The organism is Pseudomonas sp. E141 (assembly GCF_052659885.1).
Genome location: NZ_CP084024.1, coordinates 3489538 through 3507222 on the forward strand (window position 1 = coordinate 3489538; position 17685 = coordinate 3507222).

At 61.4% G+C, this 17685-nt stretch carries 16 protein-coding genes; 5 read left to right on the top strand and 11 right to left on the bottom strand.

The annotated features are described in order from the left end of the window. Positions 1-74: 74 nt before the first annotated feature. Positions 75-446, bottom strand: a complete 372-nt coding sequence (locus tag GKKCFE_RS15490) for a c-type cytochrome (RefSeq protein WP_047227803.1) — start codon at positions 444-446, stop codon at positions 75-77. 159 nt (positions 447-605) lie between these two features. Next, positions 606-1490: a LysR family transcriptional regulator gene (locus tag GKKCFE_RS15495; RefSeq protein ID WP_445576789.1), complete on the bottom strand. Its 885-nt coding sequence runs from the start codon at positions 1488-1490 to the stop codon at positions 606-608. Positions 1491-1619: 129 nt separating this feature from the next. Here GKKCFE_RS15495 and GKKCFE_RS15500 point away from each other — a divergent pair, with 129 nt between their 5' ends. Next, complete coding sequence (locus GKKCFE_RS15500) at positions 1620-3263, top strand: GMC family oxidoreductase (protein WP_445576790.1); 1644 nt, start codon at positions 1620-1622, stop codon at positions 3261-3263. 204 nt (positions 3264-3467) lie between these two features. Then, positions 3468-5090, top strand: a complete 1623-nt coding sequence (locus GKKCFE_RS15505; RefSeq protein WP_445576791.1) for an MFS transporter — start codon at positions 3468-3470, stop codon at positions 5088-5090. Positions 5091-5132: 42 nt separating this feature from the next. Here the strand turns inward: GKKCFE_RS15505 and GKKCFE_RS15510 are convergent, their stop codons facing one another. The 4 genes from GKKCFE_RS15510 to GKKCFE_RS15525 form a co-directional block, all read right to left on the bottom strand. Next, complete coding sequence (locus GKKCFE_RS15510; protein ID WP_445576792.1) at positions 5133-7610, bottom strand: TonB-dependent siderophore receptor; 2478 nt, start codon at positions 7608-7610, stop codon at positions 5133-5135. Between the two features lie 101 nt (positions 7611-7711). Beyond that, on the bottom strand, positions 7712-8671 hold the full coding sequence (locus GKKCFE_RS15515; protein WP_339492048.1) for a FecR domain-containing protein: 960 nt from the start codon (positions 8669-8671) through the stop codon (positions 7712-7714). Further along, positions 8668-9189, bottom strand: a complete 522-nt coding sequence (locus tag GKKCFE_RS15520) for a sigma-70 family RNA polymerase sigma factor (protein WP_047227797.1) — start codon at positions 9187-9189, stop codon at positions 8668-8670. The genes GKKCFE_RS15515 and GKKCFE_RS15520 overlap by 4 nt, the downstream gene beginning before the upstream one ends. Positions 9190-9302: 113 nt before the next feature. Continuing rightward, the gene (locus GKKCFE_RS15525; RefSeq protein ID WP_047227796.1) at positions 9303-9710 is read right to left on the bottom strand and encodes a response regulator; all 408 of its coding nucleotides are present in this window, start codon (positions 9708-9710) and stop codon (positions 9303-9305) included. A 241-nt stretch (positions 9711-9951) separates the two neighbouring features. On the opposite strand from GKKCFE_RS15525, the gene GKKCFE_RS15530 reads away from it, so the two are divergent. After that, positions 9952-11898: a DNA topoisomerase III gene (locus GKKCFE_RS15530; protein ID WP_445576793.1), complete on the top strand. Its 1947-nt coding sequence runs from the start codon at positions 9952-9954 to the stop codon at positions 11896-11898. Positions 11899-12547: 649 nt separating this feature from the next. Further along, positions 12548-12877: a hypothetical protein gene (locus tag GKKCFE_RS15535; RefSeq protein ID WP_417697443.1), complete on the top strand. Its 330-nt coding sequence runs from the start codon at positions 12548-12550 to the stop codon at positions 12875-12877. A 53-nt stretch (positions 12878-12930) separates the two neighbouring features. On the opposite strand, the gene glsB is transcribed toward GKKCFE_RS15535, so the two are convergent. Next, positions 12931-13839, bottom strand: coding sequence for a glutaminase B (gene glsB / locus GKKCFE_RS15540; protein WP_047227793.1), 909 nt, complete (start codon positions 13837-13839; stop codon positions 12931-12933). 279 nt (positions 13840-14118) lie between these two features. Between glsB and GKKCFE_RS15545 the strand changes: the two genes are divergently transcribed. Next, positions 14119-14313, top strand: a complete 195-nt coding sequence (locus GKKCFE_RS15545) for a hypothetical protein (protein ID WP_047227792.1) — start codon at positions 14119-14121, stop codon at positions 14311-14313. A gap of 8 nt (positions 14314-14321) precedes the next feature. Here the strand turns inward: GKKCFE_RS15545 and GKKCFE_RS15550 are convergent, their stop codons facing one another. The 4 genes from GKKCFE_RS15550 to GKKCFE_RS15565 form a co-directional block, all read right to left on the bottom strand. Then, the gene (locus GKKCFE_RS15550) at positions 14322-15341 is read right to left on the bottom strand and encodes a hypothetical protein (protein WP_107322636.1); all 1020 of its coding nucleotides are present in this window, start codon (positions 15339-15341) and stop codon (positions 14322-14324) included. Between the two features lie 194 nt (positions 15342-15535). Further along, positions 15536-16183 carry an amino acid ABC transporter permease gene (locus tag GKKCFE_RS15555; protein ID WP_316911935.1) on the bottom strand — a complete coding sequence of 216 codons (648 nt, stop codon included), beginning with the start codon at positions 16181-16183 and terminating at the stop codon, positions 15536-15538. 1 nt (position 16184) lies between these two features. After that, positions 16185-16865, bottom strand: coding sequence for an amino acid ABC transporter permease (locus tag GKKCFE_RS15560; RefSeq protein ID WP_339492054.1), 681 nt, complete (start codon positions 16863-16865; stop codon positions 16185-16187). A gap of 3 nt (positions 16866-16868) precedes the next feature. Beyond that, positions 16869-17645, bottom strand: coding sequence for an amino acid ABC transporter ATP-binding protein (locus GKKCFE_RS15565; RefSeq protein ID WP_445576794.1), 777 nt, complete (start codon positions 17643-17645; stop codon positions 16869-16871). Positions 17646-17685 lie beyond the last annotated feature (40 nt).

Here is a 17685-nt window from a genome sequence, read left to right on the forward strand (position 1 = left end):
CCGCGACAGCGGCGGCCCGTTGCAGCCACTGGCGCCGTGAATAGTCCATCGTCATGCCGTCGTTCCCCTGTTGGTCATTGCAATGGCTGGCCGGACATGAAGCCGATCAGGGCCAGGAACTGCTCTTCGGAACAGTGCATGCACAGCCCCATCGGCGGCATGCCGTTGTAGCCGTTGATCGTGTGATCAAGCAGGGTGTCGCTGCCCTGGGCCACTCGCGGCGCCCAGGCGTTGGCGTCGCCGGTCAGGGGCGCTCCGGCACCGGGGTTGGCGTGGCAGAGCTTGCAACTGCTGTCGTAGATTTGTGCCAGCGCTCCGTCGGCAGGCACACTCGTTAAGGCCCTGGGCGGGCTCGTTTTGGCCTCTTCGCCGCAACCGGCGAGCAATACGCCAAGCGAAAGAATCGCCGCGGCGTGAGTCCAGGCTGAAGACGTTGGTACCGACATGGGGCCCCTCTTGGTGGCGCAATGAGCACGCCTTTATTGTGTTGGGTCAGACAGACTCACACTAAGGCACGCCCGCGCGTTGGCTTGAGGTCATTGGGGGCCATAAAAGGGGACTTGCGCGGCCAGCGCTGGATGATCGATGGCCAGGGACATTGGCGATCAGGGCAGCAGCAGCCCCTGCTCGCGCTCGCACAACTGCACCACATAATCCCAGAGCACCCGCAGGCGCACGGATTTGTGCAGTTCGCGGCGGGTGCTGATCCAGTAGCTGCGGCGGATGGTTTCATCGGGCAGCAAGGGGACCAGGGCCGGGTCGCCGCTGGCCATGTAGCAAGGCAGTACGGCAATCCCCAATCCCGAGCGTGCAGCCTGTTGCTGGGCGATGACGCTGGTGCTGTGGAACACCACCCGAGGGTTGCGGCAAAAGCTGTTGAGAAACATCAGTTCCTGGCTGAACAGCAGGTCGTCGACATACCCGATCCAGGCATGGCGGGCCAGGTCTTCGCGACTGCGCAACGGTGGCGAGCGGTCCAGGTAGGCCTGACTGGCGTAGAGCGCCAGACTGTAGTCGGTGAGCTTGCGGGTCACCAGCAGGTCGGCCACCGGGCGTTCGAGGTGAATGCTGATTTCCACTTCGCGGTTGAGGATGCTGACAAAACGCGGCACCGCCACCAACTCCACCTCCAGCCCCGGATAGCGCTGGAACAGACCGTCCATGCGGCTGGCTAAAAACATGATGCCCAGCCCTTCCGTCACCCCCACGCGGATCTTGCCCAAGGGCGCGCTGGACTGGGTGATGTCCTCCTGAGCCAGTAGCGCCACGTTTTCCATGGCTTCGGCGTGCTTGAGCAACGATTCGCCCGCGGGGGTCAGTTCATAACCCTGGGCATGCTGGACAAACAACGCAGTGCCCAGGCTTTTCTCGATGGCTTCGATGTGCCGGGCCACAGTGGCATGGGTGGTGTTCAGGCGTCGTGCGGCGGTGAGCAAACGGCCGCTGCGTTGCAGTTCCAGAAAGTAGCGCAGGTCATTCCAGTCGAACATGGGCCATCCTTGAACACGCCTGAAGGCAGGACTGTTTAAAAACGCACAGCGGTTGCGCAAAAACTAACATTCTTTTGACGAAACCTAACAACTAGGATGCATCCCACAAGAACAAAAATGAGGTCGCGAATGCAACCTGTCGTCGATGAATACGATTACGTGATCGTGGGCGCCGGCCCTGCCGGATGCCTGCTGGCCAACCGGCTTAGCGCCAACGCGCAACACCGGGTGCTGTTGCTTGAAGCGGGCGGGCGCGACAACTATCCGTGGATTCACATCCCGGTCGGCTACCTGTTCTGTATCGGCAACCCGCGCACCGACTGGTGCTTCAAGACCGAGGCGCAAGCGGGTCTGCAAGGGCGCGCACTGAGTTACCCACGGGGCAAGGTGCTGGGTGGCTGCTCCTCCATCAACGGCATGATCTACATGCGCGGCCAGGCCGCGGATTACGACAGCTGGGCCGCCGAGGGCAACCCTGGCTGGGCCTGGAAAGACGTGCTGCCGTTGTTCAGACAGAGCGAAAACCACTTTGCCGGAGACTCCGAGCTCCATGGCGCCGCCGGGGAATGGCGGGTCGAACGCCAGCGCCTGTCATGGCCGATTCTCGATGCGTTTCGCACCGCCGCCGAACAAAGCGGTATCCCCAGCGTCGACGACTTCAACGGCGGCGACAACGAAGGCTGCGGCTATTTCCAGGTCAACCAGAAAGCCGGGGTGCGCTGGAACGCGGCCAAGGCCTTCCTCAAACCGGTTCGCCAGCGCCCCAACCTCACGGTAATGACCGATGTCGAAGTCGACCGCGTGCTGTTGCGTGACAACCGGGCCCACGCCGTCAGCGCCCGTTGGCAAGGCAAAGGCATGACGTTCAAGGCGCGCAAGGAAATCGTGCTGTGCGCCGGCGCCGTCGGCTCGCCGGGTATTTTGCAGCGCTCGGGAATCGGTCCGCGCAACCTGTTGCAACGCCTGGGCATTGGCGTGGTTCATGAGCTGCCCGGCGTGGGCGGCAACTTGCAGGACCACCTGCAACTGCGGCTGATCTACCAGTTGGAAAACGCCCGTACCCTGAACCAGATCGCCGGCACTTTATGGGGCAAGATGGGCATGGGGCTGCGCTACCTCTATGATCGCAGCGGCCCGCTGTCCATGGCCCCCAGCCAACTCGGCGCGTTCGCCCGCTCGGGGCCGGAACAGACCTCGGCCAACCTCGAATACCACGTGCAGCCCTTGTCGCTGGAACGCTTTGGCGAACCACTGCACAGTTTCCCGGCGTTCACTGCGTCGGTCTGTGACCTGCGTCCGCAAAGCCGTGGCCGGGTGGACATTCGCTCGGCCGACCCGCACGAGGCACCGCTGATCCAGCCCAACTACCTGAGCCATCCCGAAGACTTGCGGGTCGCCGCCGACGCCATCCGCCTGACCCGACGCATCGTCGCCGCCCCGGCGTTGAGCGCCTTCAAGCCGGTGGAATACCTGCCGGGACCAAGCCTGCAAACCGAGGAAGAACTGCACCAGGCCGCCGCCCGTATAGGCACGACGATTTTCCACCCGGTAGGCACCTGCCGCATGGGCCCGGACCGCGATGCGGTGGTGGATGCGCAACTGCGGGTTCACGGCATCAACGGCCTGCGCGTCGTCGACGCCTCGATCATGCCGCGCATCACCTCGGGCAACACCTGCTCGCCGACGCTGATGATTGCCGAGAAGGCGGCGCAGATGATGCTTGAACAGGACACCAGGAGCACCACGATCCAGAAGGAGGCTGCCACGGTCTGAAGAACAACAGAGTCCCCCTGTGGGAGCGAGCTTGCTCACGATAGCGGTCTATCAGTCACATACATGTTGAATGTGCTGCCGTCATCGCGAGCAAGCTCGCTCCCACAGGGAAATGCGTCGATTCAAGGAAAGCATCAAAGCAGGAGACGCCACCCCGGCGTCGACAGTGGAACAACAAAAACAATCACTGTGAGGGATACCCAAATGTCTGAACATGTTCAGTCCCTGGAAGCCACGCGCAGCGCCGGCACCAGCCAGGAAACCCAGAAAGTCATCTTCGCCTCGTCCTTGGGGACGGTGTTCGAGTGGTATGACTTTTTCCTCTATGGCGCCCTGGCGGCGGTCATCAGCAAGCAGTTCTTTGCCGGGGTCAACGACACCACGGCATTCATCTTCGCCCTGATGGCATTCGCCGCCGGCTTTATCGTGCGGCCTTTCGGCGCACTGGTATTCGGACGGCTGGGAGACATGATCGGACGCAAATACACCTTCCTGGCCACCATCGTACTCATGGGCCTGGCGACGTTCTGCGTCGGCCTGTTGCCCAACTACGCCAGCATCGGCATTGCCGCGCCCATCATCCTCGTGGTGCTGCGCATGCTCCAGGGCCTGGCCTTGGGCGGTGAGTACGGCGGTGCTGCCACCTACGTCGCCGAACACGCGCCGATGGGCAAGCGCGGTTTCCACACCAGTTGGATTCAGTCCACCGCCACCCTCGGGCTGCTGCTCTCGCTGCTGGTGGTACTGGGCTGTCGTTATTTCACGGGCGATCAGTTCGAAGTCTGGGGCTGGCGCATTCCGTTTCTGCTGTCGATCGTGTTGCTGGGCATCTCCACCTGGATTCGCCTGAGCCTGCATGAATCGCCGTCCTTCTTGAAAATGAAAGAAGAAGGCAAGTGCTGCAAGGCGCCGATCCGCGAATCCTTTGGTAAGTGGGAGAATCTCAAGGTGGTGCTGATCGCGCTGTTCAGCATCAACGCCGGGCAAGCGGTGACCTTCTACGCCGCGCAGTTCTATGTGCTGTTTTTCCTCACCCAGTTCCTGAAGATGGATCCGGCCCTGGCCAACAGCCTGCTGATCGTCAGCGTGGTCATCGGCGCACCGTTCTTCATCTTTTTTGGCTGGCTGTCGGACAAGGTCGGGCGCAAACCGGTACTGATGATTGGCCTGTTGCTGGCGACGGCGTTGTACTTTCCGATCTTCAAGACACTGGCCCACTACGCCAACCCGGCCATTGACCTGGCGAGCCGTCAGGCGCCAATCACCGTGATCGCCGATCCGGCCACGTGCACCTTCCAGTTCGACCCGGTGGGCAAGGCCCGTTTCGATAGCGCATGCGACAAGGTCAAGACCTTCCTGGTCAAGCAAGGCCTGCCCTACAGCAGTGTCGCGGCGCCGGCCGGCAGTGATGTGCAGGTCAGCGTCGGTGATGTGAAGCTTGAAGGCTACGACGAAGCCGCCCTGCGCGGCGCGGTGACCCTGGCGGGCTACCCGCAACAGGCCGATGCCCAGCAGATCAACCGGCCGATGATCGTGGCACTGATCGTGGCGCTGATCATCATTTCAGCCATGTGCTACGGCCCACTGGCGGCGCTGATGGTCGAACTGTTTCCGACTCGGATCCGCTACACCTCCATGTCCCTGCCCTACCATATCGGCAACGGCTGGTTCGGCGGTTTCCTACCCACCGTGTCGTTTGCCCTGGTGGTCTACACCGGGGACATTTTCTACGGGCTGTGGTACCCGGTGATGATCACCGGGGTGAGCCTGGTGGTGGGCATGATTTGCCTGCGGGAAACCCGGAACGTGGACCTGGATAAAAACTGAGGGCAAAACCGTGGCGAGGGCGTTTGTTCCCTCGCCAGCGGATCAGAAGTGCGCCTTCAGGGTCATGGTGAAGTTGCGCGGCTCACCGTAATAGTTACCGAAACTCTCGGTCCCGATGGTGCTGTAGTAGCGCTTGTCGAACAGGTTGTTGCCGTTGAGGGCCAGCGACCAGGTGTCATCGATGCGGTAGCCGACGCGACCGTTCCACACGGCATAACCGGCCTGGGTGATCTTCTCCCCCGTCGCCGGCGATACCCGGAAATTGTCGCTTTGGGCATTGACCCCCGCACCGACGCTGAACCGTTCGAACGCCCCACCCAGGGCATAATCGCCCCACAGTCGCAGCACATGACGCGGCACATAGCTGTTGAACGAGCCGCCGTTGAGGCTGGTATCAATGTCGTTCAGGGTCTTGGTCTGGGTGTAGGTGTAACCGGCAAGCAGTTGCAGGCGCTCGATGACTTCACCGCTGATCTCGGCTTCGAAGCCCTGGGCGCGAACCTTGCCGGCGTTCTCGTAGCAGTAACCGTCCGAGGACGCACAGCTTGAGTTGTAGTCGGTCTGGGCCTGGTCTTTCTGCAACGTGCGGAACAGGTTGAAGGCGCTGTTCAGGCGTCCCTCGAACCATTCGCCCTTGATCCCCAGCTCATAGCTTTCACCCACCAGGGGCTTGAGTGCCGAACCGCTTTCGGAACGGTAGTTGCCTTGGGGCGTGAAAATGTCCGAGTAGCTGGCGTAGGCCGTCAGGTGTTCGTTGAGGTCCAGCAACACGGCGGCAAACGGGGTGACCTGGCCTGTCTCCGTGCTCTTGGCGTGTTCCGAACCGCCGGTGAGGAACACCGAGTCGGTCTTGGAGTTGTACCAGCTCACCCGGCTGCCCACGACAAACGTCAATGGGTCCGCCAGTTTCAGGCGCAGGGTCGAATACAGGCCTTGTTGCCGGGTGACGGTTTTCACCGGGCCACCGCGCGTCGAGTTCTCGATGAAGTAACTGTCGTCCGGCTCCGGAATATGTCGATCCGGATCGAATACGTTCTGTTGCTGCGGCAGGAAGGCGACCGAGAAAAAATCATCCTTGTCCGAACGGCTGGCGTTGAAGCCGACGATCAATTCATGCTGCTGCCCGAAGGCGTCGAACTTGCCGTCCAAGTAGGCGTCGAGGCCGTAATCGACCTGGTCATAGTCGTACATGCTGCCCAGCACGTTGGTGGTCGAGACGCCCGGCGTCACCGAGCCGGATGCAAAGGCGTATTTGATGTCCTGGGTGTTTTTCGTATAGACACCGGCCACCTTCACGGCCCAGTCGTCATTGAGTTGATGCTTGAGATCGCTGAACACCGTGGTCCGCTGGCTACGCCAGGTGTTCCACGACGGATCCAGGCAAGTAGAGCGACTGAGTTTCAAATCGCTGCCATCCCTGTAGCGCGGCTGCCCGCCCCAGCAAGGACTCGCATCGACGTCCTCATAGGCCAGGCCCAGGCCGAGGGTGGTGTCGGGCGTCAGGTCGAAGTCCAGGGCACCGTAGTAAATCTGGTCCTTGCGCCGAGCATCGTCGTAGAAATAATGCCGGCTCTGTTCGGCGATCACCGCCCTGCCCCGCAGGGTGCCGGAATCATTCAGCGGGCCACCGGTATCGACCTGCCCGCGGTAGTTGTCCCAGGTGCCGCCCGAGAGGCTGAGTTCGGTCTGGGCCGTGGCCTGGCCGCGTTTACGGACGAAATTGACGCCACCAGACGTGCCGCCGGCGCCCTTCATCATCCCGGCGGCACCGCGCAGGACTTCGACCCGATCGTAATACGCCATGTCACTGCTGAAACTGTCGGCCTGGACATAGCTGTTGCCCATGTCCAGCGGAACACCGTCGTATTGATACTGACCGGACATCCGGAACCCACGGGAGTAGAAATATTTGCCGCCCATGGTCGAGTCGTAGACGGTAATGCCGGGCGTTTTTTCCATCACTTGATCGATGGTGTTCAGGTTCTGGTCATCGAGCATCTTGCGAGTGATCACTGTCACCGATTGCGGCGTCTCGCGCAGGGAGTGCTCGCCTTTGCCGATCGTGACCGCCCCCGTCGTGTAGGAGCCACTGTTCTCGGTGGTCGCTCCGAGCATCTGCGCCTCGATGGTGGTTGCTCCCAGTTGCATGGCCGAACCGTTGGCTGGCACGGAGCGCAGCACGTACGTGCCATTGGCCTGGAGGTCGGCTTGCAGGCCGCTACCGCCAAGAATGCGGGCAAACCCATCGCCCACGCCGAACGAACCTCTCAGGCCGGGTGATTGCAGGCCCTGGAGTTGCCGGGCATCAAACGAAATGGCGACACCGGCGGCACTGGAGAACCGGGTCAGGACATCCACCAGGCTGCCGGCCCCGATATCGTAGGCCTGCACCGAACGCTGCTGCGCCGAGGCACCTGGAGCCGGACTGGCATTCACGACCCCGACGCTGCCGGTCACGGCTGCCAGCAAGCCGATTTTCACTGCAAACACCAGACGACCTGGCGCGCTTACCCAAGACATGCTTCCCCTCCCCCAAACGGTCGATAAAAACTCAATGAGGAAGAGCCGAACGATGGAGATAAAAAGTGCAGGACAGTGTTCTTTTTTATCGCGCCGCCACGTCAGCGCTGATCGCCGCTCGATACCCGGACCCAAAATCGGCTGTAGCGGGTCACGCGTAACGAAAAGCCACTCTCCAGCGCCGCCAGGGCGAGATCGGTGTTATCGACGGGAAACACGCCGGAAACCTTCAAGTCGGCAATGGCCGGATCACAACGCAACACGCCGTTGCGGTAACGCGACAGTTCGTCCAGCAGCGCCGCCAGAGGACGGTCAATGGCGATGATGCTTCCCTTCTGCCAGGCACCGACCGACACATCGTTGCCGCGCAGCGTACCCAGCGACCGGTCATTGAAATCCAGGCGCTGGCCGGCTTCGACGCGCATCCTCGAGCCAATCGTCGGGAGACTCACCTCGACCGCTTTTTCAAGCACCGCCACCTCACCGCCCCGCGCCTGGCCTCGGACGATAAAACGCGTGCCCAGCGCAAGCACTTCGACATGACCGGTGATGACCTTGAAAGGCCGCTGCAAGGGATCGATCGCCGTCGTGACGAGGATCTCCCCCCACAACAGCTCCAGTAGCCGCTGGCGCCCATCGAAACGAACATTGACCGAGGTGTCGGTGTTGAGCAGCACGGTGCTGCCGTCCGCCAGCTGAAACTCGCGGCGCTCGCCCACTGCGGTGCGGTAATCGCAAAGCAGGTTCTGCGTAGCCTGGCTGCGCCAGCCCAACCAACCCAGGCCGCTGGCGGACGTGAGCAACAAGACGCTGCGCAATACCTGGCGACGGGATCGATTGTGGCGTTCGTTCAAGGTCGGTGCCGCCAGGGCGCCCGGCACACTCGCCATCTGTTCAGCCACCGCTGTCATTCGTTGCCAGGCCTGGCTATGCAGCGGGTCTGCACTCAGCCAGGCATTCCACCCGGCTCGATCCGCGTCGGTCGTGATGCCGGAGTGAAGCCGGGCGTACCACTGCGCCGCCACACGGATGGCTTGCAACTCTTCGGCTGGCAGGTTCATGAAAGTTGCAATTGAATCTGCATCAGGCAGCAATGTTCCATGGCCTTGGCCATGTGGTTATTCACCGTACGTACGCTGACGCCCAGGCGCTCGGCAATTTGCGGGTAGGTCAGGCCGTCGAACTGCGACAGGATGAACGCCTGCCTGACACGCGGCCCCAACCCCAGCAGCAAGCGGTCGATCTCCATCAGGGCCTGGAGCAGGATGGCCTGTTCTTCCAGCGACGGGTGCTGCTCTTGCGGCATGGCGGCCAAGGCTTCGAGGTAGGACTGTTCCAACGAACGGCGGCGAAACAGATCGATCAACAGCCCCTTGGCGATCATCGACAGGTACGGTCGCGGCTCACGAATATCCAACGCGGAGCGAGCCTTGATGACACGCACGAAGGTATCCTGGGTCAGGTCCGCGGCATCGAAAGCATTGCCCAAGCGCTTGCGCAGCCAGCCTTGGAGCCAACTGTGATGATCACTGTACAGAACGTCGACGGCACTGCGTAAGGACAGATCGTTGGCGGGCATGGCAATGGAATAATTCGCGACTGATAATGACTCGCATTGTCATGGAGCACATCGCCGCTTGCAACCCAAACATGCACGGTACCGGACCTGCCACCTCACCCTCTTGGCATTGCTCAGTGCACAGAGTGATTTTTCACCGTGCTCTCCACCAGATCCAGCATCTGCCCCAGCGCCCAGGGCTTGGCGATGAACGAGGCGTGATGCTTGATCCCGGCGCTTTCCGGGGTTTCGAAACCGGACATGATCAACAAGGGTATCTGTGGCCACCGGTCGCCGGTCAAATTGGCCAGGTCCGCGCCGTTCAGTTTGCCGGGCATGGTGATATCGGTGAGTAACAAGTCCACATCGTCAGCGCTCTGCTTGAGGAATTCCAGCGCCGCGTCGGCGCTTTCGCGGGGCTCCACGGCAAAGCCCTCGTCTTGCAGGATCTCACACAGGAACTCCAGAATGGTCTGATCATCTTCAACGACGAGAATCAAACGCGCGGCCGCCTGTCCGTTGCCCTTTGGCATCGAATTCATGTAAGTGACTCTCCTTGACCCCATAAACGTTCTTTGCGGTTTCAACCGCTCTGCAAGTTATGAGCGATGCCCTTGCGAGAAATTCATTCTGCGTGCAAATACACCGCCAAACGTTGCGATAACCGCCCTGGAGCAACGCATCGCAACGCTTTATCTGTATATCCATACAGATAAAACTTGCTCCGACGCCCATCCATGACCATGCTACAGCCCCATGAAAACTGCTTAGGAAAAGGGCGCTATGCAGCTGTACCTGTGTGAAAAACCGTCCCAGGCCAAAGACATCGCTGCCGTGCTCGGTGCCACGCGCCGCGGTGACGGTTGCTGGTTGGGCGCGAACATCACAGTCACCTGGTGCATCGGCCATCTGCTGGAGACCGCCCCGCCCGACGCCTACGATGCCCGCTACAAGCGCTGGGTACTGGCAGACCTGCCTATCGTGCCGACGCAGTGGAAAATGACGGTCAAGCCGAAAACCGCGGGCCAGTACAAGGCGGTCAAGCGCTTGTTGGGGGAAGCCAAGACGCTGGTCATCGCCACCGACGCCGACCGTGAAGGCGAAATGATTGCCCGGGAACTGGTGGAGCATTGCCGCTACCGTGGGCCGATCCAGCGTCTGTGGCTGTCGGCCCTGGACGAAGCGTCGATCCGCAAGGCCCTGGCCGCACTCAAGCCGGGCGCCGAAACCTTCAACCTCTACCATTCGGCCCTGGGCCGCTCCCGGGCCGACTGGCTGATCGGCATGAACATGAGCCGCCTGTTCACGCTGCTGGGGCGCCAGTCCGGTTATCAAGGCGTGCTGCCGGTGGGCCGCGTGCAGACCCCCACCCTGCGCCTGGTGGTGGATCGCGACCGCAGCATCGCGGATTTCGTACCGGTCGCCTATTGGGCCATCGACGTGCAACTGCGCCACGACGGCACTGTGTTCACCGCCCAGTGGCGCGCCGACCCGGATGCCTGCGACGATCAGGAACGTTGCCTGAACCAGGCACTGGCCCGCGACGCTGCCCAGGCCATGGGCAACGCCGCCACCGCCCGGGTGATGAAAGTGCGCACCGAGCGCTTGCGCGAAGCGGCGCCGTTGCCGTTCGACCTGGGCACCCTGCAGGAAGTCTGCTCGAAGAAACTCGGCCTCGGCGCCCAGGAAACCCTGGACATTGCCCAGTCGCTCTATGAGACCTACAAGCTCATCACCTATCCGCGCAGCGATTGCGGTTTCCTGCCTTTGAGCCAGCACAGCGAAGCTGCGGCCATCCTCGCCGCCCTCGCCCAGGCCGACCCGGGTCTTGCGCCGCTGCGCGAGCACTTGCAGCCCCAACGCAAATCCCGGGCCTGGAACGACGCCAAGGTCAGCGCCCACCATGGCATCATCCCTACCGCTGCGGCGAAGAACCTCGACAAGCTCGCCGGCAAGCAGCGGGCCGTCTATACGCTGATACGGGCGCGGTATCTGGCGCAGTTCCTGCCCAACCACGAATACGACCGGACCCAGGCCGACTTCGACTGCGCCGCCCAGGCATTGCGGGCCGTGGGCAAGCAAATCATCGAACCCGGCTGGAAACGCGCCCTGCCCGAAGCGCTGGCTCCGGCACGAGGCCGTGAAGCACCGGTACCACAAACCTTGCCGGCCCTGGTCGAAGGTCGCGACTGCGCCGTGGACGAGGTCAAACTCAAGGACCTGTGGACCCAGCCCCCCAAGCCGTTCACCGAGGGCGACCTGATCAAGGCGATGAAGAACGTTGCCCGGCTGGTGGAGGATCCGCTGCTCAAGCAAAAGCTCAAGGACACCACCGGCATCGGCACCGAAGCGACCCGGGCCTCGATCATCCAGGGCCTGCTCGACCGCGGTTACCTGGTGAAAAACGGCAAGGCCCTGTCCGCCACACCGGCGGCCTTCAGCCTGATCGATGCGGTGCCCCGCGCCATCGCCGATCCAGGCACTACCGCCATCTGGGAGCAGGCGCTGGACATGGTGCAAAGCGGAGAGATGAGCCTGGAAGAGTTCGTGACCCGCCAGGCCGCCTGGATGAGCAAACACATCGCCCGCTGCCAGGGCATGAGCCTGACCATCCACGGCCCGGCCAGCCCTGCCGGCCGAGGGGCCACCCCATGGAAAAGCAAACGCAAGCCGGCCAAGCGCAAGGCCAGCGGTACACCTCGCAAGGCGAGCAAAGCCAAGACGACCTGATAAATACATGTTCGACGCGTCGCCCTGTGGGAGCGAGCCTGCTCGCGATAGCGTTATGTGAGTCACCATGGATACCGACTGATACACCGCCATCGCGAGCAGGCTCGCTCCCACAGGGATATCTGCCCTGATCCAGAATTTTCATAACAAAACCATTTTGTCCGACAATATGTAGTGACCAAAAATAATCACTACAAAACCGTTGACGCCTCCGATTTGGCCTTGCATGATGCAGACGTCTCCCCGATCGGGAGTACAGGTAAATGCTTGAGCAAGCTCGTCTGACCGCCGAGCTGTTTTTTGGATAAGGGACTGCCCACAAGGCAGATTGAAGGTGCTGACCTGGCATGACCGTCCGGTGACAAGGACGAGAAACGTCGGCGACGATCCTCATGACGCACGTGGTCGACCCTCGAAAGTTGACAATGCCTGAAGGTTCTTCGCTGTTTCTCTTCGTTGTAGCGCATTTGCGTAGCAGCCCTTCGATAACACTACACAACCGATGCACGACCCCGTCGAAGTCAGACGGCCGGGTGCTGACGGCCTGGTTTCGGTGCTAGCCATGCAGCACTGGACAGGCACTTACCGAAAGAAGCGAAGTTTTTGCGAACCACCAGACAGATCAACCAAATGGTCAAGGGGCTTACACATGAATCTGAATAATCAACCATCTATTGATGAACTGGCTCGCATGTTCGCAGCACACAAAGACACCCTGGACAGCCATATCCTGTGGATCAGCAAGAATGGCCAGGTCCATATGGACTGCCTGTCGCCGTTCACCCAGGAAGACGAATTCGAGAAGAATCGGCAGGACCTGTGTGCCCGGTTGAAGATGTATCGTCGTGGCCAGGGCTACGTCGGCAAGAAGGCCGCGGCCGACAAAGACTTCATGGGTCGCGTGCTGCAAACGCTGACCCAGGCGTGGCAGTCGATGCAGAACACATCTGAAGTTCGGGTCATCGACCGCCTCTGCTGATCGTGCTTAAAAAAAGGGCCCGTTCCTGATTGGAACGGGCCCTTTTTTGGGCGTTAAAACACCGACCAGCCGATTCGTTGGCTGAGCAATTCCAGCGCCGCCATGCCTGCCAGGGAATTGCCGGCGACATTGAGTTCCGGCGACCAGACGCACACCGTGAAACGCCCCGGCACCACGGCAACAATCCCGCCGCCCACCCCGCTCTTGCCCGGCAGGCCAACGCGATAGGCAAAATTGCCGGCTTCATCGTACAGCCCGCTGGTGGCCATGATGGAGTTGACCTGCTGGGTCTGGCGGGCGCTCAGGATCTGTTCGCCACTGTGCTTGCAGAAGCCGTCGTTGGCCAGGAAGCAGAACGCCCGGGCCAGATCGATGCAGCTCATGCGCAACGCGCAGTGACTGAAATAGCTGCGCAGCACCGCTTCCACGTCGTTATGAAAATTACCGAAGGACTGCATCAGGTAGGCCATCGCCGCATTGCGGGCGCGGTGCTGGTATTCCGACTCAGCAACCTTGCCGTCCACCATGACCTGTGGATTGCCCGACAGGCGCCGTACGAAATCACGCATCGAAAGCGCTGGCGCGGCAAAACGCGACTGATTGATGTCGCAGATCACCAAGGCGCCGGCGTTGATGAACGGGTTGCGCGGCCGACCGCGTTCAAATTCCAGCTGCACCAGAGAATTGAAGGGCTGGCCGGAGGGCTCATGGCCCAAACGCTCCCAGATTGCCTCGCCGGAATGGCCGATGGCCTGCACCAGGCTGAAAACCTTGGAAATACTCTGCACCGAAAACGGCGTTTCAGCGTCACCTGAGCAATACATTTCGCCATCGTTGCCGTAGACGGCAATGCCCAACTGGTTGGCCGCAACGGTGCCAAGGGCTGGAATGTAGTCGGCCACCTTGCCCTGACCGATCAGGGGGCGAACCGCATCGAGGATCTCGTTCAACAATGCTTGCATATGCGCATGGGTCCAATCATTCCCCGTTCGAGTGCGGGGATACAGACGCTAGACGCTGATGGGTGCGATCAGAGCACACTCAATAGACCAGCAACATCTGTTGCGAGGCGATCCGTGGGAGCAAAGCTTGCTCGCGATCAAGCTCACGCGGTCTGTCTGGAACCGAATCGCCTGCTTCGCGGGCAAGCCTTGCTCCCACAGAATTCAAGAGATTTCATGGGCGCTTGTCATCCAATCGAGCGGTCTATAGTTGAAGGGATAAATCGGCAGGAGACATCGATGCGACAGATCATGCAGAAGGAACCCTGGTGGGCCTCGCCCCCCAGACCCGGTCAAGATGAAAGTGAGCTGGAATGGGGCTGGCTGGTGATCTACAGCGAAGGAGAGCCGCGCTTCGAATTCATCAAGGAGCGGCCCTCGGACGAACAGATCCGTCATCGCAAGGGTTGCCGCGTCACCCTCGGGGCAGAATGAACCGTCCGTCACGGTTTGATGGCTGGCAACTCCACCGCGCGATTGGCCAGGTCCGCCGCCACCAGGCTGCCTTCGATTTCCTCGGCCAGGTAGTACACCGGTGCCATCACCCCGCTGAGGGGATGCTTGAGCGACTGGAACCAGGCTTCGTCGAACGCTGCGCTGAGGCTCTTGCGGATTTGAGTCTCCATTTCCGGGCGCTCGCCCTCATGAATGATCGCGCGAATCCCCGCCACGCCAACTGAGATCAACGCCCCCGCCGCTTTCCCGGCCACGGCTGCCGCCGCCCCGGCCGCACCTCGCGTGGCGAATTGCGCTTCGATTTTTTCACTGGTGCGTTGTGCCACCGTGGCGATCACCGCATCCGATGGCCCCGAACCTGTCACAGCGGCTTTGTTGACGTGGTCGATCAGCGCGGCGTACGCCGGCAATGTATTGAGGGGCTCGGTATGCGCCATCTCATACAACGAGGCGTTACGCGCCGCTGGCGGCCCCAGGCTGATGGCAGGAATGCCGTGCAGGCGCCGACTCATCAGCTCCGGCGGGATTCGGTGCTGGCGGGCAATCACTTGGACCTGTTGATTGAGCAGGCGCACGTAGTAGCCCGTCGCGTTGGCCCTGATCGCCTCGGGGTCGATTTCCACCGCCACAGGTGCCAGCACCTGCTCGCGGTACTGCTCTTGCAGATAAACCGCCAGACGTCTGGCCGCGGAGTCCTCTTCGCCTTCGGCACTGGCGGCATACCAACTGACCTTCACCGCCAGCCATTCCTGGGTCCAGTAGCTGCTGAACCAGGGGATGAATTGAATCTCGGTCCGTTCATACACGAGCCGGCGCCAATGCTCCATCGAGCCGCGCGCGTAGAGCCCGGCCTGTTCGATAGCGCTTTTCGACGCGGCGACGATCTGCCGGTCAACCTGCCGCCAGGTGTCCTGGGAAACCGCCACGGTGGCGACCTGCTGCTCGCGCGGCGACGTGGCGCACCCCGCCAGAACCAACAAAACGGCCAGCATCAGTGAACGCAGCACGATTGCGCCATCCCGAGGTCAAGTCATCCACGGGGTTGAGTATAGGTCGCGAGGAACACGGGCCTGGAGGAAAAACACAAACCAATGTGGGAGCGAGCCTGCTCGCGAAAGCGGTGTATCAGCAACAGGGATATCGACTGATACGCCGCCATCGCGAGCAGGCTCGCTCCCACAAGGATCTGCGTGAAGGGTGATCAGTATTTACGCCGCCGCTCCAACCTGCGCACAACCATCGACAGCGGATAACACATGGCAAAATACATCGCCCCCACCAACACGTAGGTCTCCAGCGGCATGAAATACACAGAACTCAGATCCTGCGCCCGTAGCATCAGGTCCGGCGCGGCGATCAGCGAGGCCACGGAGGTATCCTTGAGCAAGGAGATCGCCACATTGCCAATGGGCGCCAGCACAATGCGAATCGCCTGGGGCAACACGACCCAACGCAGCACCTGAAGCCGCGGCATGCCGATGGCCTTCGCCGCCTCGACCTGGCCCTTGGGCACAGCCTCCAGGCCCGAGCGATAGATCTCCGACAGGTACGCCGCTGCATTGAGCCCCAATCCGATCATCGCCGCCTGGAACGAGCTGAACTGCACGCCTACCGCCGTCAGGCTGAAATAAACGATAAACAGCTGTACCAGCGCCGGCGTCCCACGAAAGATCTCGATGTAGAACAGTGCGCATCGGCGCAACGCCCTTGAGCCGGACAATCGCGCCAAAGCCACCAGCAAACCGACCGCCAGGCCGATCACCAGCGCGCCAAAGGCCAGCCGCAACGTGGCCCAGGCCGCTTGCAGCAATTCGACGTGGGTGGCTTCCCACAACTCGCCATAGCCCATGTCAGCGCTCCTTGATCACGGTGAGGCGCCGCTCGGTGCGCGCCGCCCAGTGGGACAGCACCAGGCTCAGCGCCAGGTAAATGATGGCCAGCAGGAAATAAATCAGGTTGGTCTGGTAGGTCTCGCTCACCAGCATCTTGGCCTTGAACGTCAGCTCCGGCACGGCAGCGGCCGAAGCCAGCGAGGTGTCCTTGAGCAGGCCAATGGCGAAGTTCGCCATGCCTGGAATCGAGACTTTCAAGGCCTGGGGCAACACGATCATGCGCATCGCCAGGGCCCGGGTCATGCCGATGGAGAACGCCGCTTCGCTTTGCCCGCGATCAACATTGAGGATGCTGGAACGGAACACCTCCGAGAGCATCGCTGCCCCATTGAGACCGAACCCGATGATCGCCGCACCGATGGCCGGCAAGGTGATGCCGATGTACGTCAGGCCGAAATAGAGGATGAACAGCTGGGTCAGGATCGGGATATTGCGGAACACCTCCAGATAAACGCTGGCCACCCACTGCAGGACTCGGTTGCGCGACAGGCGCATCAACGCCAGGCCGAACCCCAGCAGCGCCGCGACGATAAAGGACGCTGCCGTCAGGCCCAGGGTGGTCAGTGCGCCGATGCCCAGCACTTCGAGAAAATAAGGCAGCAGGTCGACGGACTTGCTCAGCTCGCTTGAATCGAACATCGATCAATGCTCCTGAACAGCGCTGATAAAGGCGCGCGTACGCTCCACCTGGCTTTCCCGGAATATCTGGCGGGGCGGTCCCTGCTCGACGATATTGCCGTCGGCCATGAAAATCACCTGATCGGACACGCTTTCGGCAAAGCGCATTTCGTGGGTCACGATGATCATGGTCATGCCCTCCTCGGCCAGCTTGCGCATCACCGTCAACACTTCACCCACCAGCTCCGGGTCGAGCGCCGAAGTGGCCTCGTCGAACAGCATCAGCTTGGGGCGCATCGCCAGGGCGCGGGCGATGGCGATGCGTTGTTGCTGGCCGCCGGAGAGCTGGTCCGGGTAAGCGTCGCGCTTGGCAAACATGCCGACCTTGTTCAACAGGTCCTCGGCCTGTTCCACCGCTTCCTGGCGGTTGCGTTGCTGTACCTTCAACGGCCCGAGGATGATGTTGTCCAACACGCTGAGGTGCGGGAACAGATTGAAACGCTGGAACACCATGCCGATGTTGGCGCGCATCCGGGCCAGGTCCCTGTCACCCATGGGCACCGTGCGTTCACCCACTTTGCGCTGGCCAATCAGCGCATTGTCGATGTAGATGCTGCCCCGGGTCGGTTCTTCCAGGTAGTTGATACAGCGCAACAGCGTGGTCTTGCCCGAACCGCTGGGCCCGATCAGAGAGATTTTCTGCCCCTGTTGCACCTGCAGGTCGATGCCTTTCAAGACGTCCAGCCGGCCGAAGGACTTGTGAAGACCCTCGACCCGCACCAGTGGATGAGATTCAGCCATGAGCAATGTCCGCAAGTAGATGACACAAAACGTGAGCGCA